The following is a 21,162-nucleotide window of genomic DNA, read 5'->3' as shown; positions in this document are numbered from 1 at the left end:
TTACCCTTCCTTCTCAATCGTATCTAGGCATTCACGAAGTAGTTGACCGTACTCGTACTTACCTGGACATACAAAGGTACACAATGCTACATCTTCTTCGTCTAGCTCTAGCGCACCTAGTGCTTGAGCACTATCAATGTCGCCTGCACATAGATCACGAAGCAGCAATGTAGGTTCCATATCTAGAGGCATTACGCGCTCGTAGTTACCAATTGGAACCATTGAGCGGTCACTACCGTTTGTTGTCGTTGTCATGTTGAACAACTGACCTTTAAACAGGTGACCAAGGAATGAACGAGTAACAGAGAACTTGTTCTTACCAGGCATAGCCCAGCCGAATAGCTCTTTATCACGACCTTCACGTAGAACAGAAACTTGCTGATGGTAACGACCAAGGAAAGCATGTGGACCTGTTGCTTCAGTACCCGTAAGTACAGAACCAGAAATCACACGAACTTCGCCTGGCATTAACTCGCTGTCTGTCAACTCTTCAAGGCTAGCACCAATTTGAGTACGAACTAGACGTGGGTTGTTCACCACTGGACCAGCCAGAGAAACAACACGCTCAGAGTAAATCTCACCAGTAAGGAAAAGCTTACCGAATGCGATAACATCTTGGTAGTTAATGCTCCACGCTACATTTTGTGCATTTACCGGATATAGGTAATGCATATGCGTGCCTGCAAGACCTGCAGGGTGTGGGCCATCAAAAACATGTTCTTCAACGTTAGACTGAGCTGAACGAGGTAAGCTAGTACCTTTTTTACAAACGTACACTTTACCGTTAGTCAGAGTTGAAAGAAGATCTAAACCAGCAACGAAAGCATCAGACTGCTCGTTAATGATTAATTCTGGCTCAGCTGCTAGCGGATTAGTATCCATAGCAGTAACGAAAATAGCCTGAGTTTCAGAATCAACTGCTGGAACCTTGCTGAACGGACGAGTTCGCAAAGCGGTCCATGCGCCAGACTCAACTAACTGAGCTTTAACCGTTTCACGGTCAAGGCCTACTAGTTGGTTAGCTTCATAGCTATTGAACGTGATTTGCTCATTGCCTGCTACTTCAATCACTACTGATTGAAGAACACGCTTAGCACCACGGTTCACTTCAATAACTTTACCGCTTGCTGGAGAAGTAAATACAACACCTGGGTTCTTTTTATCTGCAAAAAGAACTTGGCCTTTCTTCACTTCATCACCAACGCGAGCATGCATCGTAGGACGCATACCAACGTACTCTTCGCCAAGCAAGGCGACTTTAGTGATGGACTTACCATCATTAATCACCTGGGATGGAGTTCCTGCGATAGGAAGATCCAAACCCTTATTTATTGTAATCATACGCACTTGCACTACTTTATCGGGAAAAAGATTCTTTTAATTGCGTAAATTCAGGACGTTTTAAACTCGCCCTTAGACACGACATTACAGTGTCCGGTTTTGGTAAATTTGAGATACCAAAATCGCAACATTTTCATAATAAAATCACCACACGAATCATGTGAGATTTATCAGGTGCGATATTCTAGCATTTTTTGACAACTCGATGCCATGACCAATAACTTGAATACAGCCTTTATTTGGTGAGATTTGAAGCATATGGCCTCTCAAATATGTATAAATTTGACGAGCCGCACAGATAAAATGGCTTTTGAATCGTGTTTTAAACAAGAGATTAATACTCTGTCACAAACTAATATTTTACTAGTTATGTTGAAACACTGTTAATAAAAACATTACTCATTGTAGGTATTTGAGCTCGTTCAATTTGACATCAGTTTGAGTGATATAACAACGAAAAATACATACGTTTGACGACAAAAAAAGCGCCATGGCGCTTTTCTCTGTATATAGGCCTTCTTACTTTCCGCCACCCATACACATTGGACTGTCTGGCACGCTATCTAGCTGCTTCATCCATTCATCTTTTGTATAAGTGTGAATAGACAGTGCGTGGATATTATTGGCTAACTCTTCTGAAAGTGCCTTATTTACCGCTCGATGACGAGCAATAAGACGCAAACCTTCAAACACATCGCTGACAACAATCACTTTGAAATGACTCTCAGAACCAGCCGGAACATTGTGCATATAGCTCTCATTGACCACGTTTAAATGACTTGGTGAAAACTCATTGTGCAATTTTGTTTCGATAACTTCTTGGATCATTGTGATTCCTTAATAACGTATTGGCATTATCCGTGGGCTGAGTATAAACCCTAACAGGTCGAGTGTCTGAGTATTTGATAGCGAATGGCATAGGTTTGGTTGAGTTTTTTCTATCTTGTTCAGCCTGCATTTGAGACAATATCTTTGTTATTTCTTACATAAGTATCTCAAGCAATGAAAACCGAACTTACCCTTCACGACAGAACTTTGACCTTACATCGTTTCCCGAAACGTTCAAATGAAACCCTTCAAGCTTGGGATGCGGGCGACGAATACATTATTAGCCATGTTGAAGAGATGAACCTTGAACCTGGTAAACACATCCTGATCATGAACGACAGCTTCGGTGCCCTATCGACTTGGTTCTCGAAAGATCATGATGTCACTATGATGAGCGACTCATTTATCTCTCACCGTGGCGCCCTGAAAAACTTGCAGCGCAATCAAAGTAACCGAGTGAACTTCTTGAACACGATGGATGATATCCCACACGGTATCGACCTTGTGATCATGCAGCTGCCAAAAACAAATCGTCACCTAATCTGGCAACTGAGCCAGCTACGCCAAGCATTGCCTGTAGGCTGCCAAGTGATTGGCGTCAACAAGGTAAAAGAGATTCACACTTCTACGCTTAACCTGTTCGAAAAGTACCTAGGCGAAACCAAAACATCACTAGCGAAGAAAAAACACCGCTTAGTATTCTCGTCTCCAAACTGCCAGCCTATTCAAACAGTAGAGCCTTTTGTTGAATGGGATGTGGACGGTGAAGATATCCGTCTGAAAAATTTACCAAATGTTTACTCAGGGGAAGCACTCGATCAAGGCGCTCGCTATATGCTAGAGCATATCCCTCAAGATCCAGAGCTGCGTCATATCATCGACCTAGGCTGTGGCAACGGTGTATTGAGCGTAAAAGCAGGGCAATTGAACCCACAAGCTCGTATTACCTGTGTGGATGAAAGCTTTATGGCTGTGGAGTCAGCACGCCAAAACGTCAAGGATAACCTTGGTGAAGACGGCAACTTCCAGTTCATCGCCAACAACTGTTTAGATGGCTTTAAGAAAAACAGCACCTACTTAGTGATGTGTAATCCTCCATTCCATCAGCAACAAGCGATTACTGATCACATTGCATGGCAAATGTTCTGTGATGCAAAGCATGTTCTTAGCAATGGAGGCAAATTAATTGTTATTGGCAACCGACACCTCGGATACGATGTCAAACTAGCGAGACTATTTGGTGAAGCTAACGTTGAAACGCTTGAACTAAACCAAAAATTTGAGATATTACAAGCAACAAGAGAGCCTGCGAATTTTAATAAATAAGCAGAAACGACTTCACAAGAATTTAAGATACCGAGCTTCTGGTGTGAATTTAGAAAGGATAAAGGAATGAAAAAACTGATTTTGGCTGCTTCTATTATGGCTTTGACAGCATGTTCAGCCCCTCAGCAAGAACAAATCAATGTAATGCCAGAAGCTTCACTAAGCTCAAGCAACCTTGTACAAGGCAAAACATACACACTAACCAGTAAAGATGTTCGTGCCGCTCAATATGTTGCATTGGTTGATAGTGGCCGTTCAAACATTCAACCAATTCATGCTAAGCAAAACATGCGTATTTCTCTAGAAAACGCTATTGCTCAGCAGTTAGAGTCTCAAGGTTTTCGTGCAAGCGTAAACAGTGAAAACTCAATTGTTTTGGAGATTCAAGAAGCGCTTGTTACCGTAGAACACACCATTATGGAAAACAAAATGGACGGTAAAGTAACGCTTGAAGTTACGGCTGAAACGCCTGAAGGCAAACTAGTGAAAACATTCAACGGTACTGCAACGCGCACTGGTGCCTTGAGTGCGTCAAATGACGACATCTCTATGGCTCTTAATGACGTGATTAACTTGGTTCTTACGGAAATCGCTAACGACCAAGAGCTACAAACTTACATGAAGGAACGTTTCTAATGGTTCGTATTTTATCTTCTATCGCATTAATGTTGGTGAGCGTGAGCGTTTGGGCTGGTCCTAAAGTGAACGTAGAAACAACATTAGGCGACTTCACAATTGAGCTTAACCAAGAACAAGCACCGGTTAGTGCGGAGAACTTCCTAAAATACGTTGCTGACGGCAGCTACGAAGGCACTATCTTCCACCGTGTTATTCCTGGCTTTATGGCTCAAGGTGGCGGCTTCGATCAAGAGATGAATCAACAAGCAACTTACGCTCCTATCAAGAATGAAGGCAGCAATGGCTTGAAGAACGATACAGCAACAATCGCGATGGCTCGTACTAATGCGCCAGATTCTGCAACTCGTCAGTTCTTCATTAACTTCTCTGATAATGACTTCTTGAACGCAAAAGGTAGCAACCCAGGCTACGCTGTATTCGGCAAAGTAACTGAAGGTTTTGATGTTGTTCAAAAGATGGCAACGATTCCAACCAAGCGAATGGGCCGCATGTCAGACATACCAGTTGACCCAATCGTCATCACTAAAGTGACCCTTCTTAAGTAATCCAATGTAACGCCCTTATTTCTTAAGGGCGTTTTTCTATACAAGGACGCCCTATGTCATCAGGCACTCCCTCTCTTTCTTGGATGCAGACTTTTCGCAGCTACCTAGATAAACGTCTACTTTGGGTGTTTATGCTCGGCTGTTCGAGTGGCTTCCCATGGGTTCTTATTGGATCCAATATGTCTGGTTGGCTAAAAGATGCAGGTTTAACGCGTGCTGCCATCGGCTACTTTGGCAGTGTGTTTGCCGTGTATGCGATTAACTTTCTATGGGCACCATTGGTAGACCGAGTAAAACTGCCGGTGCTTCACGCAATACTCGGCCAGCGACGCAGTTGGATCTTTTTCTGCCAATCCATTGTTTTAATCGGTACCTTATTCATCGCAGGCGTCAATCCCGCAGAGAACTTGGCGTTTACTTCAATGTTGGCGCTCGCTATTGCCATTGCCTCAGCCACGCAAGACATCGCGATTGATGCATTTCGTATTGATACCTTCCCAAAATCCGAAGCATCAAAACTGCCGCAAGCTTCTGCAATGGCCGTAATTGGTTGGTGGACGGGGTATTCTCTACCAGGCTACCTTGCCTTTATTAACGCAGACTCAATCGGTTGGAATGGCGTGTATTACGGAATGGCAGGCGTCGTTGTCGTACTAATGCTGTTTACTCTTTTTGTCGGAGAGCCAAATACACAACGCGAAGCCCTGCAAGAACAGGCTCAGCAACGCCACAATAAGGTTGTCGGTTCGAAAGTCGTGGCTTGGTTCAGTGTTACCGTGTTAGAACCGTTTTATGACTTCTTCAAACGAAACGGAGTTCAAGTTGCCATCACCCTACTGCTGTTCGTATTCCTATTTAAGATAGGTGAAGCCTTCCTAGGTCGCATGTCGATCACCTTCTATAAAGAGATAGGTTTCAGTAACGAACAGATCGGCCACTATTCGAAGTTAATTGGCTGGGGCGCGACGATATTCTTCACTTTGGTAGGCAGTGTCTTCAATGTGAAATTCGGTATTGTACGCGGACTGATGATCGGCGGTGTGGCAATGGCGGCCAGTAATCTAATGTTTGCGTGGATCGCTCACACTGGCCCGAGTGAAACCTTGTTCTTGGCAACCATCATTGTCGATAACTTTACAACTGCGTTTTCAACCGTAGCGTTTGTCTCTTTCTTAACACTATTAACCGGGCAAGCTTTCTCAGCGACACAGTATGCCTTGTTAGCATCGTTGGGGAATTTCGGTCGAACAACGCTGGCTTCATTCAGTGGTGAGTTGGTTGATTACCTCAATGATTGGTCAACCTTCTTTATACTAACCGCACTTATGGTGATTCCAAGTTTGATCATGCTCTATTCGTTGCGCCACTTTTTCACAGATTTACTGGAAAAAGCAAAAACCAACCAAGAGTAGTTGAACAAAAAAGCAAAAGAAAAGAAGGTAGCATCACGCTACCCTCTTTTTCTTTGTCACTAGTAACCTGTAAGAACTAGTCTGTTGTATCACTCACAATAAGGTTGAAGCCTGTGCCAGCCGAGTCATCGATCGCCACCACTTGATACACTACACCATCAGCTAAGGTTGCGGGCGCAGAGTCGATAGCCACAACCGACGGCTGACCCGCTACAGTAATCGTCACAAAATAAGACCCCGCCGCAACATAAATGCCATTCGCATAATCTTTGAATTTCACATCACTTAGCGCCGGAGTGCTGCCAGCAATACCCACCGTTTTCGGTCAAAGATAGATCAAAGACTGGATTGTAAGACGGGTTGAATTGTCATTTTTTAAGAGAAAACGCTTAGAAAAGAATACTGTTGATTTTGATATGCATATCACTCTATTTAGTATAATCGTTTGCTTAGAGCATCAATTCACCAATTTATCTACAAAATAATCAGATTTCACAAAATCAATAGAATCCAAAGTGCATCAAGATGCATTACCACCTTAAAGTTCCATCATTTAGATCATTAGTGTGATCAACTTCAAATTAATAATTGTAGTTTTCACTCTGTCTCACTTTTATTTGAGAACAAAATCGCTATTATGCTCGGCATTCGGACATCATAAACACGCACGGATTAGCGGGTTACTTATTTCAAACATAGAGAGTTCCATTATGCGTAAATCACTTTTAACTCTTGCCCTACTAGCAGCAGCTTCTGCTCCAGTAATGGCAGCGGATTATTCTGACGGCGACATCCACAAGAACGATTACAAGTTCCTACAGTTCAACTTGATGGGTGCTTTTAATGAGAAAGGTGTTTCTGAGTCTACTCATGATTACCTAGAGATGGAGTTTGGTGGTCGCAATGGTATTTTCGATCTTTACGGCTATGTTGATGTATTTAACCTAACGTCGGACTCAAGCAGCGATAAAGCAAAATCTGAAAAAATGTTCATGAAGTTTGCTCCTCGTATGTCTATCGATGGCCTAACTGGTAAAGACCTTTCTTTTGGTCCAGTTCAAGAGCTATACGTTGCATCTCTTATGGAATGGGGTGGTGGTGGTGCTACTAACTGTGATGCTACAGGTTGTATCGATGGTAGCCCTGGTGTTAACACTCAAAAAATCGGTCTTGGTTCTGACGTAATGGTTCCATGGTTCGGTAAAATGGGTCTAAACCTTTACGGTACATACGACTCAAACAAAAAAGATTGGAACGGTTTCCAAATCTCGACTAACTGGTTCAAACCTTTCCACTTCTTCGAGAACGGTTCATTCATCTCTTACCAAGGTTACATCGATTACCAATTCGGTATGGATGAAGGTAAAGGGTATGCAACATCAAGCAATGGTGGTGCAATGTTCAACGGCCTTTACTGGCACTCAGATCAGTTCGCAGTTGGCTACGGTCTAAAACTATACAAAGATGTATACGGTTTTGCAGATGGCGAAGGCCTTCCATGGAATGCATCAGCACAAGCTGAGTCTTCAGGCGTAGGTCACTACGTAGCAGTAACTTACAAGTTCTAATAGAACTTCTAAGAAAGTTTCCAAAATGGCACCCTCGGGTGCCATTTTTTATTGCTTTCATTTAATGCCTCGTTATCCTTGCAGCATCACTTTCTTATCTCGGTATTGCTGTGAACATCACTATTGTTGGGCCAGGGGCCATCGGCTCTTTGTGGGCAATCAAACTCTCTCAAGCTGGTCATAATGTGTCTTTGTGGAGTCGTTCCACTGATAACTCAATTGACTTATCACTTGATGGACAACCCTCTCTCCCTATCAGTAACAACAATATCGAACGATTAGCCGCGAGTGATCTGGTTATCTTCACCGTCAAGGCTTGGCAAGTGGCAGAAGCCACTACTCCGTTACTTCAACATCTCGATCCCGACACCATTCTCATGTTCATGCATAACGGAATGGGCGCGGTTGATGAGATAGCTACTCAAATTGATGCTTACCCAATAATATTGGCGACGACTACTCAAGCTGCATTCAAACCCGACCGCAATAATGTATCTCACACAGGAATCGGCCAAACTCAATTGGGTGCTTTCAACCAAACTGGCCAACAGTGTAGGTTTCTAGTTAATGTCCTAGATGATGCTCTCCCTGCTGTGCGTTGGAACCCACAAATAGAAACCGCGCTTTGGACTAAGCTCGCCATCAATTGTGCGATCAACCCACTCACGGGCCTTGAACAGATCAAGAATGGCGAGCTTGCAGATAAAAGGTTTGAGGATATTTTGAGTTCTATCGTTAAAGAGCTCACGCAGGTTATGCAAGCCGAAGGGATCGTTTGTTCATTCGATGAATTGGAAGCAAGCGTCAAACAGGTTATCCAAGCCACGGCGCAAAACAACTCATCCATGAAGCAGGATATGTTTTACCAGCGCAAGACAGAGATCGACTTCATCACTGGACACCTAATAAAAATAGCGCTTAAGCATCAGATAGAAGCTCCCGTTAACCAAGAGCTTTTCGATCAGGTCAAAGGGCAAGAAAATAGCTGGAATCATCAAGATTAGTCAGCAACGGTTAACAAGTCGCGATAAAATAATAATACCGCTAAGCACAACGCTAGCACCAATTCCCAAGATTTTAGGTAAGAATAGATGCTTGATATCAATCACATCCGAGAGCAGTTTCCTGCGCTATCACAAACCATCAATCAACAACCATTGATTTACTTAGACAGCGCGGCAACGACACAAAAACCTCAGGTGGTTATTGATGCCATTAGCCAATATTACTCCAAACAAAATGCCAATGTTCACCGCGGTAGCCATAGTTTAACAGCGAACGCGACCAGTCAGTTTGAAGCAGCCAGAGATAAGGTCGCTCAGTTTATTGGAGCAAGCTCTTCAAAAGAGATCATCTGGACTCGCGGTGCAACCGAGGCGCTCAACCTAATAGCTCAAACCTACGCAAGAAGCACCCTTCAGCCAGGCGATGAGATCTTAGTGAGTGAAATGGAACATCACGCCAACATAGTGCCTTGGCAAATTGTTGCAGAACAAACCGGTGCTAAAGTCGTTAAAGTACCGATGACATCGGATTGTGAACTTAACCTCACTGCGTTTGATGCACTTTTAAATGAACGAACCAAGATTGTTGCATTAGCTCAGATAACCAACGTGACGGGTTCTCGTCAGCCAATTGAAGCTGTCATCGAGAAAGCACACAAGATGAATGCAATTGTGGTGGTAGATGGCGCGCAAGGGATCGTTCATGAGCCTATTGATGTTGCTGCTTTAGGTGCGGATTTCTACGTATTCTCTGGGCACAAACTCTATGCCCCTGCGGGTATCGGTGTGCTTTACGGCAAGCTTGAATTGCTCAAAGCGATGCCACCTTGGCATGGCGGTGGCAAAATGGTTGAGCGCGTCTCTTTCTCTGGCACTACTTTTTCAGAACTGCCTGGCAAATTCGAAGCGGGCACACCAAATGTGGCGGGAGCGATTGCCTTAAGCACCGCAATAGAATGGTTAAGTGGTTTTGCACAACAAGATATCGAAAATCATATCCACCAGCTACAACACGAGACTTATCTTGCTCTCAGTAAACTGGATGACATTCAGATTTTAGGGTATCAACCTAACGCAAGTGTGATTACTTTTGTGATGGATGGTGTTCACCATCAAGATATAGCGACTCTACTGGATCAGCAAGGTATCGCAGTACGTGCAGGACATCATTGTGCTCACCCATTAATGGATGCACTTAATGTGAAAGGAACGGTTCGAATTTCATTTGGTATTTACAACAACATGGATGATGTTGAAAAACTCGTAGCGGCGATAGAAAAAGCCGTTGATATGCTTTAGCGAGTAGCGAAATTACTTAGGGTTGGCGTTTAACGTCAACCCTTTTGCTTCTGTGTATCTAGGAGATGTTAAGCACTTAGCTCTTGGATTTGAGCAACAATCGCTTTTAACCCATTACCACGAGATGGGCTAAGGTGGGTAATTAGACCGATTTGTTCAAAGTAACCATCAATATTGAACGCTTGAACCTGCTCTGATGTTTTTCCATCATACGCAGCCATTACTAATGCAATCAGACCGCGAACGATACGCGCATCAGAATCAGCACAAAAGTGCCAAACACCATCGATATTCTGAGAAACCAACCACACTTGGCTTTCACAGCCAGAGACAATCACCTGCTCACTTTTCAGTTCATCAGGCATCGTTGGCAGTTTCTTACCCCATTGAATCACTTGGCGATAACGGTCTTCCCAGCCGCTGAATGTCTGCATTTTCGCGACAATATCATCACTGGTAATTTCAGTGCCGAATGGAGAGCTTGGGAATGTGGTCATTTTAATATCCAGTCGATTGTTAATTGAGTAGAAGACGTTACTTAGCGTGCTTTTGAATCAGCTTTTCGACGATACGTGAAACAGCCACAAAGCCAAACGTCGCGGTTACAACCGTTGCCGCACCAAAACCCGTCGCACAATCCATGCGTTTTGGACCTTCTGCTGTCGCTTTCGCAGCACATACACTGCCGTCAGCTTGAGGGTATTTCAGCTGTTCAGTTGAGAACACACAATCGATACCAAACTTACGTGCTGAATTCTTAGGGAAATTATGATGACGACGAAGGGTATCTTTTAGCTTCTTCGCGAGCGGATCTTGAATCGTCTTCGTCAGATCAGCCACTTTGATTTGAGTCGGATCGATTTGACCACCCGCACCACCAGTGGTGATCACCTTAATTTTGTTGCTACGACAATATGCCAACAGTGAAGCCTTAGCTTTCATACTGTCAATCGCATCTAATACAAAGTCGAACTCTTTCGACAGGTATTCAGCCTGATTGTCTGGGCCGATGAAGTCGTCAATCAGGTTAACTTTACACTCAGGGTTAATCAGCTTAACGCGCTCTGCCATCACTTCGATTTTGCTTTTACCAACGGTACCCGACATTGCGTGGATCTGACGGTTGATGTTGGTCACACACACATCATCCATATCGATCAAAGTCAGCTCACCTAAACCAGTACGAGCAAGCGCTTCAACCGCCCATGAACCGACACCACCAATACCGATCACACACACGTGTGCTGCTCTAAGTATGTCGACTTCACTATTGCCATATAGGCGACGGGTGCCACCAAATCGTTGGTCATAGTTTTCTGAAGCTGGAGTGGTCAATTCACGCATTGTTGCCGCCAATTTATTTCTGAGAAAAAGAAAAGAGTGCGTTTTATACGCACTCTTGAATAAAAAGTCTAGGGGATTAGCGATTCGCTTTCAATGCCCTATTTTATTGTAGCTTACTCAACCTTTTCAGGAGGCAAAGCCCAAGGCGCTTCAGTTGCGCTGCCATCTAAACCGAGCTTCCACACACGACCAAAATGCTTGTAATGGCCCGCTTCTGTACCCGCTCGAGGGCCCATGCCGTGGTAAAGGTCCAAATGGTTTTGCTTAACCGCGCCGCCCGTATCCAAAACCAATAGCAGTCTTAGTTGATGAGCGCCGCTCCAAGTACCATCAGCATTCAGTAGTGGAACCTCAGCAAGAATCGGTGTTCCCATAGGTAAGATAGAGCGATCGCCCGCTACCGCCGCCATCGGTAATAGAGGAATGCCCGCGCTGCCCATTACCGATAGGTCGTCTCTCGCTTCAAAGAAAACGAAAGAAGGGTTTTGCTCAAGCAGCTCTTTCACTACTTCAGGATCGTTTGCCAATACCCACTCTTTGATTGCTTTTAGCGACATTTTTTCGCGTGGAACTAAGCCTCGTTCAATCAGAACACGGCCAATGCTCACATAAGCTTTATTATTCTTACCCGCGTAGGCGAAATACTGCAGCGTGTCATCATCACCGAAGTGCACAAATCCACTGCCCTGCACTTCCATCATAAATGGGTCGATGCGGTTTGCTGAATAACCTAACTCAAGGCCTTGACCTTCTAATGCGCCGTTGTAAATCTCTTCGCGTGTTGGACACTCTTTGCCACACTCAGGAAGCCCGTAAACAGGGTAACGGTATTCTTCATTCGCTTCGTGGCGCAGCTCCATCACAGGAGAAAAGTAGCCCGTGAACAAAACATTGCCTTGTTTATCACCACCACCTAGTTGAGCGGTTTGAACGCCAAAATTCGCTAGCTCGCTTGGATCTCCACTCAGCATCGCCCACTCATTGAGTTGTTGATAAAGCGGCTCATAGATTTTAGCCATCGAAGGGGATTTAGAAACCACCATCTCAGCTTGTTCTGCAAATGCGGTGTAGTCTCTTGGTTTATTGGATTCAACCTGATCGACCTCATTCAAGGTGCGAGGAAATTCGTCATCAAGGTGTTGCTGAGCAAGATCAGTGGGTTGAGCACAGCCAAATAACAAAGAGGCAGCGACAAGGGGAAGCCATTTTTTAATCACAAGAGTCATCCTAAAAATTCTATGCATCGAGGATGACAAAAACAGTCAGATAACACAATCTTAGATTGTAAGAGTTTACAAGAAGATAACCTATCGGACGGAGTTATCGATATGGCCCTTAAGGCGGAAGATGGGATTGTAGTGACTGTCAGAATCGAGCACCATTTCTGTATTGTCAGAATTGGTCATGCGGAAGCGATAGGTTTTATCACCCGCCTTGTATTCAAAGTAGTTTCCATCAAAGTCAAAGCTCGTCGAAACAACAGACCCACGAACTGACACACCATTAGCATTCAGAACAAACTCATCGGTCGCATAATGTGCAACATCTTGCTCTATCCAAGTGCCGTATATCAGATTGTCGGGCGTCGCCGCATTTTGCACTCGGGAAAGCACATCGCCGAACAAAGAAACCACCGCAAACGAACCCACTAAGGCTAGAACCATTAAACAGCGTTCAATGATCTTACGCTTCAACTTAGATTGATTGCGCTGATCAGCTTCGCTGTAGAGACCTTTGGTTATCTCATCGATTTTGTTCTTTGTTGCTGGAGCTTGTTGCATTCGGTGACTACTCATAAGGATGCTATGCGCATTCTACACTGAGACAGTTTATATATTGAAGCCTAGATAAGAATAGTTTGCGCTTTATTCCAAAAAGGTGTTGTTTACATTTGAATTTAAATGCTAAATTATCGAATAAATAAACAAAATGGACTTGTTCTGTGAAATTAAGAAGTACAGCGCTAGTAAAAGGTTTCAGACAATCAACCCCTTACGTAAATGCTCACCGTGGCAAAACCATGGTCATTATGCTGGGAGGCGAAGCCGTTGCCGACAGGAACTTTGGTAACATTATTAGTGATATAGCCTTGCTCCACAGCCTTGGAGTAAAGATTGTTCTCGTTCACGGGGCAAGACCGCAGATCAACCAATTGCTCGCCAAGCAAGATTGCCATACGCCTTATCACAAGAATATTAGGGTCACTGATGAATATTCTTTGGGCGTCGCTATGCAGGCTGCTGGACAGCTTCAACTTGCCATCACCGCACGCCTCTCAATGAGCTTAAACAACACGCCGATGGCAGGCACTCAACTCAATGTTATGAGTGGTAACTTCATTACGGCTCAACCGCTTGGCGTGGATGACGGTACGGATTATTGCCACAGCGGGCGTATTCGTCGAATCGATATCGAAGGGATCAATCGCACGCTTGACCAAGGTTCAATTGTACTGCTTGGCCCTATTGCCAGCTCCGTGACAGGCGAAAGCTTTAACCTACTTTCTGAAGAGGTCGCTACCCAAGTTGCTATTCGTCTAAAGGCCGACAAGCTGATTGGCTTCTGCTCCGAACAAGGGGTAACAGATGAACGCGGTAACGTGCTCGCCGAACTCTTCCCTAAAGATGCCAAGCAAATTCTAGAACGATTAACGGAATCTCAAAATCCTGCCGAAGACATGAGCACAGGAACACTGCGCTTCTTGAAAGGAGCGATCTCCGCTTGTCGAGCTGGTGTGCCTCGTTGTCATCTAATCAGCTACAAGGTAGATGGCGCATTAATCCAAGAGTTGTTCTCTTTTGACGGTATTGGAACCCAAGTGGTCATGGCTAGTGCCGAGCAAGTAAGACAAGCTCAGATTGACGATATTGGTGGCATATTTGACCTTATTCGTCCTTTGGAAGAACAAGGCATTCTCGTTCGTCGCTCAAGAGAACAATTGGAACAAGAGATTCACCGCTTTACGATTATCGAAAAAGACGGACTGATTATTGGTTGCGCTGCACTATATGCGTATCCGGAAGATCACATGGCAGAGATGGCGTGTGTGGCGATTCACCCTGACTATCGCGATGGAAACCGTGGGCAATTGTTGCTGGATTACATGCGTCACCAATCAAAATCTCGTGATATCGACCAGATTTTTGTCCTTACTACGCACAGCCTTCACTGGTTCCGTGAACAGGGTTTTTACGAGATAGCGGTTGATGAATTACCGATGGAAAAACAAGGGTTATACAACTATCAGAGAAACTCAAAGATCTTGGCGCTCAACGTATAAATAAATTTTTGGAGCACAATCTCACTTCGACAGAAAAATAATTGCAAATGTAATCGTTTTCTATATGAGATTTATTAACTATGCACTTTCACTCACACGTATAATTGTATAAAATTTAGACGCTTTAATAATCTTAACAAATGTTTCTATTGGAATTGCCATCTCGATAGTCATGTCGAACTCATTGAGGTGGTCACTGCACGGATTGCTATACCCGTTGACGGCCAGCACGCTAACATTAGCTCTGCTCGTTAATATAAACAGCAAAAAGAGCAATATTGATATGAGAACCATTGTTTGTAACTCGCTGCAAAGTTTTTGGGATATGGCTGATAACCAATTCTTAGAAGGGCTAGACGTACACTGCGTGTTCCCTGTTAGCGAGAATCTAAAAGAGTTTATTTTGAATTGCCAAGCAAAGTACAAGATAAACCACATATCGTTTACTCGAGCGTTTTTAGGCTCTGATTCCTAATAACGCTCAAAGCAACCAAGGATGGTTGCTTTGTGTTTGTCTAGCCCTAAGTTCAAAACCTTCTCTAGCCGTCCATAACGACTAATTCGTTAAGCGACTGCCTAAACCACTCACTCGCTCTGTTTTCACCTTAATCCCACGCTTCAACACATTTGTATCGCTGAACATCATCAGTCGTTTCTTCGCACGTGTAATACCTGTATAGATAAGCTCCCGCGTTAAAATAGGGCTGAAATCTGGCGGCAAGATCATTAAGGTCAGATCAAATTCACTACCCTGAGATTTGTGTATTGTCATTGCATAAGCCGTTTCATGATCGGGCACTCGGCTTGGTAGCACAGCTTTTACGCTGCCATCGGGCAACTCAAAATAGACCTTCAAACGAGGGGTTAAGTCAGGTTGACTAGAACCCGCCTCAAGCATACAGATACCAATATCACCATTGTACAAACCCAAGCCATGATCATTTCGCGTCACCATAACAGGACGTCCGTGATACCACAGCTCATCATTATGAGGGCTCACCAAACGCCTTGCGGCCAGTGCTCTTTCAATTCTGTGGTTGAGGCCTTTAACACCAAAATCCCCTTCACGAATGGAACACAACAGTCGGCATTGGCTGAACAAATCGAGTACCGATTTCGCTCTCGCTTCTTGAGTTTCTAACTCTTCCAACGGCACATTCATTCTATTGAGGTACGCACCATACTCGTTAACCAAAGTACGCAGCATCAGGTTATAGCTGTCACTCGACAGAGGGTGGTTTTCGATATCGCCAAAACCTTTGGCAAACACTTGGTCTACTTGATTCGCAGAACCATTATTGATTGCTTTTGCCAGCTGACCGATACCGGAGCGCGCATCGAAACGATAACTCTTCTGCAGCATACACAAGCTATCCGCAATCGCAGGCGGATTCACCGCTCCAGCTTTGTCTTGTCTTGGTTTAGCTATCGCATCAAAACCTGTCATCTCTGCAATCAAATTGCCTTGCGCTGTGCTGTACCCTGCAGAGTTGAATGAACAGATATCACCGAGCACAGCACCTGCCTCTACTGAAGCGAGTTGGTCTTTATCACCCAATAAGATGAGCCTTGCGTGCTCAGGAAGTGCATCCACCAGCTTATACATCATCGACAGATCAACCATTGAAGCTTCATCCACTACCAAGATATCAAGGTGGAGTGGATTGCGTCGGTTATGCCTAAACTCAGCACGGTTAGGAATCGCGCCGAGTAATCTGTGTAAGGTGCTCGATTCGGTCGGTATGTTGGCTTTCACTTCAGGCGCTAATGGCAGCTGTTCAATTGCTTTACCGATCGACTCGGTTAAACGCGCCGCCGCTTTACCCGTTGGTGCCACTAGCTTAATCGTTGGTGTTTTACCTTGGCTGAGAGATTGCTCGACCATCGCCGACAGTAATTTGGTTACCGTGGTTGTTTTACCAGTACCCGGCCCACCAGAAATCACCGCAAAACGACGACTCAACGCTACCGCTGCCGCGACCTTTTGCCAGTTCAAACAGACAGATAACGGCACGAGGCTATCCAGCGCATCTAAATCTGTCACTTGCTTGGCTTGAACAATCGCTTGGTCGATTGATCCCCAATCTAAAGCCTGCTCATTCACAATATCAAGATGGTCACACACCAATTGTTGGCGTAATACCTGAGACGTTTGTTGGCTTGCTTCAGCCTTGGCTAAGGCGTTAAACAGAAAATGATAGCTACGTGCAAAAAGCAGATTGAGCGTTTCAGTCAGCGCTTTTTTCTGCTCAGTATTGAACTCTACCGGCTTACTTAAACGGTTTAAGGTCTCAGCCAACACAACTTCGTAGTTCCAATAACGCTGTAAATAGACACGCTGCCCATCGAACATTAGAGGCTTAACACAATCGTTGGTCGTTCCCACTAAGTTTGATGATTGAAGCACAGCCACCCAATCAATACCCAACAGTTTTTGGTTCAATTGCAGTGCAGTTTCACCGTATAACCCAAGTAACTGAGCAAGATCTGCCGCTAGTTCAGGGCCTGTCGTATGCTGCTGTATAAGCTGAGTACAAATGTGTCCTTTGCCTAATTCATGGCTCACTACCCCCGCGAGAAAGCCGATCTCTTGAGGGTAGCTCGTGGCTTGCTGAGCAAGAAAACGGGCAAATTGATAATCCAACTGACGAATAGAACCCTTATCCGCAAGAAACTGGAGTACATCCATCAGTTGCTCAGGAATAAGTGAAACTGGCTTTGCTGTGTTCGCAGTATCTATGCCGGTATTAGTGGTCGTTGTTGTCATTATAAAAGCCCCATCTGTCCAGTTTCATCGTCATTCAATTGTGCCGAACGCCTGTCTATCACTTTACCGTCAATCAATTGATCCATTTCATCAAGTAAAACCAGTGTTGGTTTCGCCGAGAAAATACCTTGCTGAGATTGGCCGTCCATTCCTCGTAAGAACAAGTAGTACACGCCACCAAAATGTTGTTCGTAGCTGTAATTGGCAACGCGGCTGCGTAAGAAACGGTGCAACGCCAATGCATAGATTTGATATTGCAAATCATAGCGATGGTCGGCCATCGCCGATTTCAATGCCTCGCCATGGTAGACAGCAACATCATCTCCTAAGTGATTCGATTTCCAGTCGAGTACATAGTATTTACCTTGGTGCTCAAACACCAAATCGATGAAGCCTTTCAACATACCTTGCACGGTTTGGAAACCTAGATCGCCCGCTTTGGCTGACAATGGATCGTGATATTGAATGGTTTGATTCAGTTCAGATGCAGCCAATACTTCGATCGGCAGTAAGAATTCCATCTCAACTAAACGTTGCGTCGAGTCTTTCTCGCTTAGCTTTAAGTTCTTGCCGTCTAATGCGGTGTTCAGCACTGTATCGACCAGTTGCTGAAGCACAGGTAGCCACTCTAATTCATATTGCTCTGATTCTAATAAGTGAGTGATTACTTGCGTGTTATGTTCACTGGTTGCTGGCTCGGTAAATTCAACCTCCTCAAACAAGGTGTGTAAGAAAGTACCTGGGCGAGCACCACGAGGGAACGTAAAGATAGAGCGTTCAGGCTCAATCAACTCAGACTCATCCTGCTCATCAGCCGAGTCAATATCAAAACCAGACACCTCAATGGTCGCGTCATGACTCGCACCGTGACTGCCCTGTTTGACAAGCCCCGAGTAACTGGTGATACGCCAAGCTCGGTCAATTGAAGCCTTAAGTTCACTGGCCTGTAAGTCGTCACTCACTTGCTCTGTTTGCACAAAAATTTGTTCGTGAGCGGTAGGTGTTTCGGCTAACAGCACACTGGAATTCTTACCCTCAATAGCCGATAGAGCTTGATGCAATTCGGCAATACCCTGCTCTTGTCCGTTTTGAACCAAGTAGCCCATCGCACTCAAATGCACGCCTGTCGGTTCTTTGGTTGAACGCCCTTTACGCAGTGGCGCTATACCAATAAAACAGCCATAAACCGCACGAGTCAGCGCTACATAAACCAGGCGCAAATCTTCCGCTAGTCGTTCTTTATCGGCTTGCGCTAAGGCACTGTCGCTGCCAGTAATATCGAGTACTGTGGTGTCTGAATCATGGTCGTAGAACTTACCTTCACTCGCTTCACGATAGCTTGCAACGAACGGCAAAAATACTAAGTCATATTCCAAGCCTTTCGATTTATGAATGGTAACGATTTGAACCAAGTTTCTTTCTGATTCAAGGCGTTGAATGTCATCCTCACTGCCACCTAAACCATTTTGTGCATCTGAGATTGCTTCAGCCAGCCAACGCAACAAGCCATAGTCACTGTCGAGTTCTTGTCTTGCTTGTTGCAACAATTCGCCAATGTGCATTAAATCAGTGAGTGAGCGCTCACCATTTTCTTCTTCCAGTAAGCGTTCCGCGAGATGTCGTTTACTGATCACGCTGCGAAGCATTGGCAACACGCCGCGCTGAAGCCACAACTTACGATATTCTCTAAACTCGTTAACGACGTTTTCCCACACCACTTCATCGTTGTTGAGTTCATCCAATGATGCGGCATCCAGAGCAAACAACTCCGACGCTAAACTGGCGCGTAATGCTCGGTCATTTTCAGGTGTCAGCACCGCCTGCAACAAACGTTGAATATCTTGTGCGACCAAGCTGGTGAACACACTGTCTCGGTTGGATAAATACACGCTCGCAATGCCTTGTTCCGACAACGCGTTCTTAATCAGACGACCTTCACTACCGGTTCGAACCAAAACAGCAATATCACCCGCATTCACGGCATGTTGTTTTTTGCCGTTATCAAAATAGGCTTGTTGATTTTGAGAAGCGGTCAGAATAGTTTGAATTTGACTCGCTGTCGCTTCTGCCATTGCCTTGTGATATTCACCTTTCGGCAATGGCTTATCTTCAGCCTCTTGCAGCCAAAAGGTAAGTGCGTGCTGAGTTTCTCCGTTCATCACCCATTGGCGTTTGTCGGCTGATGGACTGGCAGCAACGGGCAAAAATGGAATGTCTTGATCGTAGATAAACGGGCTGTCCGAATTCATAAACACTTGGTTTACTGCACTGACCATATCGGCACTTGAGCGCCAGTTAGTGCCTAAGGTGTAGTGAGCACTAACTTGGTTTCTCGCCTTGATATAGGTAAAGATATCTGCGCCACGGAAGCCATAAATCGCCTGCTTTGGGTCACCGATCATAAACAAGCCGCACTGCGGATTATCAAGATAGATTCGGCTAAAAATACTGTATTGCAGTGGGTCGGTATCCTGAAATTCATCGATCATCGCCACCGGGTAGAGCGTGCGAATCCTTTCCACCAGCAGTGACTGCTCATCGACATCGATCGACGCAGATAACTGGGTCAGTAGGTCATCAAACGATAACCACTGCTTCTGCTGTTTAGCCTTAGCTAACATGATTCGACAATGAGTAATCGCATGCGCCAGCAATGGAGCTTTTAGATCTACAGGAGAATTTAAGAAATTCTCAATAGCCTCAAACACCGCGTGCTGAGGCGCGGTGCCTTTTGGTGTTTTTTCAATTAACGTTGCTTGTGAGAACTTCTCTAGTTTATCTGGAAACTGGTAATCATGAGTGTCGCTCTGCGCCCATGCTGTCACAGCTTCTAACCATGTCGGCAGAGATTTCTTAGTGTAGCTACGCTTGTTCACATCCGAAGCAGAGATCAAAGCCAAAAAGTCCGCTTCGGATTCACACCACAGCGCTTTAAGTTGCTTCACTTTATCTAGGTTTTGGTTGTGCAGAGTTTGCAAGTCGCCCGACATCGCATCTACCGTCAATTTCAGCGGAGATCCTGTCAGATAACGATTTACGTCTGCTAATAACGCAGCAGGTGAACCCCAGATATTACGAACCTCACCAGCCAGTTGAATGGGCAGCGGGTAAAACTGTTTACGCCAATAGTCAGCAACTACTTGTGCTTTTAGGTGACTTTCATCGGTCACAAATTCGTTATCAAAGCGGCTTCCAGACTCAAAAGCATTTTGAGTCAACATTCGCTGACAGAAACCGTGAATGGTGTATACCGCAGCCTCATCCATTTGTCTTTCAGCGTTAAGCAGAGTTTTAGCCGCGCCAGCATGATCATCGATGGCTTGTAACAAAGGCGCAATCACTGGGTCGTCACTTTGCCCACGTGCAAACGCAATGCGTGCATCATGAATACGAGCACGAATACGATCTCGCAGCTCAGCCGTAGCTGCTTCAGTAAAGGTCACCACCAGAATTTGGTCTACGGTTAGCGGCTCATGGTGTCGAGTGGCTTCAGTCAGATCACCTTGTGGAGCGGCCGTGCCGTGTCCGAGCAGTAAGCGCAAGTACAAGCCAGCAATAGTAAATGTCTTACCTGTACCCGCCGATGCTTCAATTAAACGCGCGCCATGAAGTGGAAACGTCATGGTATCGAGTGTTTTTGGAGCGATTACCTGAACACTGCTTGTGGTCGTCATGCCTTACTGCCTTTTGATAGATGAGTCTGTTAAAAATGTGACTATTGCTATAAATGTGACCTAGCGTGGAAAACGTCATTCAATTTACGTCCTACGCTAATTTGTTAATAGTTAGTGCGATCTCTCTCACGGATC

The 21,162-nt window shown here is 44.9% G+C and carries 17 protein-coding genes and 1 pseudogene; 9 read left to right on the top strand and 9 right to left on the bottom strand.

The features are described from left to right. Together A6D97_RS11390 and bolA are read right to left on the bottom strand one after the other, a co-directional pair. Positions 1 to 1,341 (bottom strand): Na(+)-translocating NADH-quinone reductase subunit A, encoded by a 1,341-nt coding sequence (locus tag A6D97_RS11390; RefSeq protein ID WP_032547482.1) that lies wholly within the window; start codon positions 1,339 to 1,341, stop codon positions 1 to 3. Between the two features lie 519 nt (positions 1,342 to 1,860). After that, positions 1,861 to 2,169, bottom strand: coding sequence for a transcriptional regulator BolA (gene bolA, locus A6D97_RS11385; protein ID WP_017059909.1), 309 nt, complete (start codon positions 2,167 to 2,169; stop codon positions 1,861 to 1,863). Between the two features lie 174 nt (positions 2,170 to 2,343). Here bolA and A6D97_RS11380 point away from each other — a divergent pair, with 174 nt between their 5' ends. From A6D97_RS11380 to A6D97_RS11365, 4 genes are all read left to right on the top strand, one after another. After that, a complete protein-coding gene (locus A6D97_RS11380; protein WP_017059908.1) occupies positions 2,344 to 3,495 on the top strand; it encodes a methyltransferase in 1,152 nt (383 codons plus the stop codon). A gap of 66 nt (positions 3,496 to 3,561) precedes the next feature. Further along, positions 3,562 to 4,131, top strand: coding sequence for a YajG family lipoprotein (locus A6D97_RS11375; protein ID WP_065584407.1), 570 nt, complete (start codon positions 3,562 to 3,564; stop codon positions 4,129 to 4,131). After that, on the top strand, positions 4,131 to 4,679 hold the full coding sequence (locus tag A6D97_RS11370; protein WP_017067737.1) for a peptidylprolyl isomerase: 549 nt from the start codon (positions 4,131 to 4,133) through the stop codon (positions 4,677 to 4,679). The genes A6D97_RS11375 and A6D97_RS11370 overlap by 1 nt, the downstream gene beginning before the upstream one ends. A gap of 53 nt (positions 4,680 to 4,732) precedes the next feature. Continuing rightward, the gene (locus A6D97_RS11365; RefSeq protein ID WP_065584406.1) at positions 4,733 to 6,091 is read left to right on the top strand and encodes an MFS transporter; all 1,359 of its coding nucleotides are present in this window, start codon (positions 4,733 to 4,735) and stop codon (positions 6,089 to 6,091) included. A gap of 76 nt (positions 6,092 to 6,167) precedes the next feature. Here A6D97_RS11365 and A6D97_RS11360 read toward each other — a convergent pair. Then, positions 6,168 to 6,428, bottom strand: a pseudogene (locus A6D97_RS11360) (2-dehydropantoate 2-reductase); the annotation flags it as partial. 373 nt (positions 6,429 to 6,801) lie between these two features. Between A6D97_RS11360 and A6D97_RS11355 the strand changes: the two are divergent. The 3 genes from A6D97_RS11355 (at position 6,802) to csdA (ending at position 9,962) form a co-directional block, all read left to right on the top strand. Continuing rightward, entirely contained in the window at positions 6,802 to 7,659 is an 858-nt protein-coding gene (locus A6D97_RS11355) for an outer membrane protein OmpK (RefSeq protein WP_065584404.1), read from the top strand. A gap of 110 nt (positions 7,660 to 7,769) precedes the next feature. After that, complete coding sequence (gene panE, locus A6D97_RS11350; RefSeq protein WP_065584403.1) at positions 7,770 to 8,663, top strand: 2-dehydropantoate 2-reductase; 894 nt, start codon at positions 7,770 to 7,772, stop codon at positions 8,661 to 8,663. 87 nt (positions 8,664 to 8,750) lie between these two features. Then, complete coding sequence (gene csdA / locus A6D97_RS11345) at positions 8,751 to 9,962, top strand: cysteine desulfurase CsdA (protein WP_065584402.1); 1,212 nt, start codon at positions 8,751 to 8,753, stop codon at positions 9,960 to 9,962. A gap of 68 nt (positions 9,963 to 10,030) precedes the next feature. Here the strand turns inward: csdA and csdE are convergent, their stop codons facing one another. From csdE to A6D97_RS11325, 4 genes are all read right to left on the bottom strand, one after another. Then, on the bottom strand, positions 10,031 to 10,459 hold the full coding sequence (csdE, locus tag A6D97_RS11340; RefSeq protein WP_065584401.1) for a cysteine desulfurase sulfur acceptor subunit CsdE: 429 nt from the start codon (positions 10,457 to 10,459) through the stop codon (positions 10,031 to 10,033). Between the two features lie 37 nt (positions 10,460 to 10,496). Further along, positions 10,497 to 11,306: a tRNA cyclic N6-threonylcarbamoyladenosine(37) synthase TcdA gene (tcdA, locus tag A6D97_RS11335; RefSeq protein ID WP_065584400.1), complete on the bottom strand. Its 810-nt coding sequence runs from the start codon at positions 11,304 to 11,306 to the stop codon at positions 10,497 to 10,499. Between the two features lie 113 nt (positions 11,307 to 11,419). Beyond that, the gene (gene mltA, locus A6D97_RS11330) at positions 11,420 to 12,532 is read right to left on the bottom strand and encodes a murein transglycosylase A (protein WP_065584399.1); all 1,113 of its coding nucleotides are present in this window, start codon (positions 12,530 to 12,532) and stop codon (positions 11,420 to 11,422) included. An 81-nt stretch (positions 12,533 to 12,613) separates the two neighbouring features. Beyond that, positions 12,614 to 13,087 carry a DUF2850 domain-containing protein gene (locus A6D97_RS11325; RefSeq protein WP_017064193.1) on the bottom strand — a complete coding sequence of 158 codons (474 nt, stop codon included), beginning with the start codon at positions 13,085 to 13,087 and terminating at the stop codon, positions 12,614 to 12,616. Between the two features lie 161 nt (positions 13,088 to 13,248). Between A6D97_RS11325 and argA the strand changes: the two genes are divergently transcribed. Both argA and A6D97_RS21545 read left to right on the top strand, forming a co-directional pair. Further along, on the top strand, positions 13,249 to 14,586 hold the full coding sequence (argA, locus tag A6D97_RS11320) for an amino-acid N-acetyltransferase (protein ID WP_017065782.1): 1,338 nt from the start codon (positions 13,249 to 13,251) through the stop codon (positions 14,584 to 14,586). A gap of 283 nt (positions 14,587 to 14,869) precedes the next feature. Next, the gene (locus tag A6D97_RS21545) at positions 14,870 to 15,061 is read left to right on the top strand and encodes a hypothetical protein (protein WP_046224581.1); all 192 of its coding nucleotides are present in this window, start codon (positions 14,870 to 14,872) and stop codon (positions 15,059 to 15,061) included. Between the two features lie 81 nt (positions 15,062 to 15,142). On the opposite strand, the gene recD is transcribed toward A6D97_RS21545, so the two are convergent. Next, positions 15,143 to 17,353, bottom strand: coding sequence for an exodeoxyribonuclease V subunit alpha (gene recD / locus A6D97_RS11310; RefSeq protein ID WP_017059894.1), 2,211 nt, complete (start codon positions 17,351 to 17,353; stop codon positions 15,143 to 15,145). Further along, positions 17,353 to 21,027, bottom strand: coding sequence for an exodeoxyribonuclease V subunit beta (gene recB, locus A6D97_RS11305; RefSeq protein WP_065584397.1), 3,675 nt, complete (start codon positions 21,025 to 21,027; stop codon positions 17,353 to 17,355). The genes recD and recB overlap by 1 nt, the downstream gene beginning before the upstream one ends. Positions 21,028 to 21,162 lie beyond the last annotated feature (135 nt).

Source organism: Vibrio sp. ZF57 (assembly GCF_001691235.1).
GTDB lineage: Bacteria > Pseudomonadota > Gammaproteobacteria > Enterobacterales > Vibrionaceae > Vibrio > Vibrio crassostreae_C.
This window is presented reverse-complemented; position numbering and strand designations above follow the sequence as displayed.

Bases quoted from the DNA above. Each gene is read 5' to 3' on its own strand.
- A6D97_RS11390 (WP_032547482.1), bottom strand. From the start codon at position 1,341: ATGATTACAATAAATAAGGGTTTGGATCTTCCTATCGCAGGAACTCCA.
- bolA (WP_017059909.1), bottom strand. From the start codon at position 2,169: ATGATCCAAGAAGTTATCGAAACAAAATTGCACAATGAGTTTTCACCA.
- A6D97_RS11380 (WP_017059908.1), top strand. From the start codon at position 2,344: ATGAAAACCGAACTTACCCTTCACGACAGAACTTTGACCTTACATCGT.
- A6D97_RS11375 (WP_065584407.1), top strand. From the start codon at position 3,562: ATGAAAAAACTGATTTTGGCTGCTTCTATTATGGCTTTGACAGCATGT.
- A6D97_RS11370 (WP_017067737.1), top strand. From the start codon at position 4,131: ATGGTTCGTATTTTATCTTCTATCGCATTAATGTTGGTGAGCGTGAGC.
- A6D97_RS11365 (WP_065584406.1), top strand. From the start codon at position 4,733: ATGTCATCAGGCACTCCCTCTCTTTCTTGGATGCAGACTTTTCGCAGC.
- A6D97_RS11355 (WP_065584404.1), top strand. From the start codon at position 6,802: ATGCGTAAATCACTTTTAACTCTTGCCCTACTAGCAGCAGCTTCTGCT.
- csdA (WP_065584402.1), top strand. From the start codon at position 8,751: ATGCTTGATATCAATCACATCCGAGAGCAGTTTCCTGCGCTATCACAA.
- csdE (WP_065584401.1), bottom strand. From the start codon at position 10,459: ATGACCACATTCCCAAGCTCTCCATTCGGCACTGAAATTACCAGTGAT.
- tcdA (WP_065584400.1), bottom strand. From the start codon at position 11,306: ATGCGTGAATTGACCACTCCAGCTTCAGAAAACTATGACCAACGATTT.
- mltA (WP_065584399.1), bottom strand. From the start codon at position 12,532: ATGACTCTTGTGATTAAAAAATGGCTTCCCCTTGTCGCTGCCTCTTTG.
- A6D97_RS11325 (WP_017064193.1), bottom strand. From the start codon at position 13,087: ATGCAACAAGCTCCAGCAACAAAGAACAAAATCGATGAGATAACCAAA.
- A6D97_RS21545 (WP_046224581.1), top strand. From the start codon at position 14,870: ATGAGAACCATTGTTTGTAACTCGCTGCAAAGTTTTTGGGATATGGCT.
- recD (WP_017059894.1), bottom strand. From the start codon at position 17,353: ATGACAACAACGACCACTAATACCGGCATAGATACTGCGAACACAGCA.
- recB (WP_065584397.1), bottom strand. From the start codon at position 21,027: ATGACGACCACAAGCAGTGTTCAGGTAATCGCTCCAAAAACACTCGAT.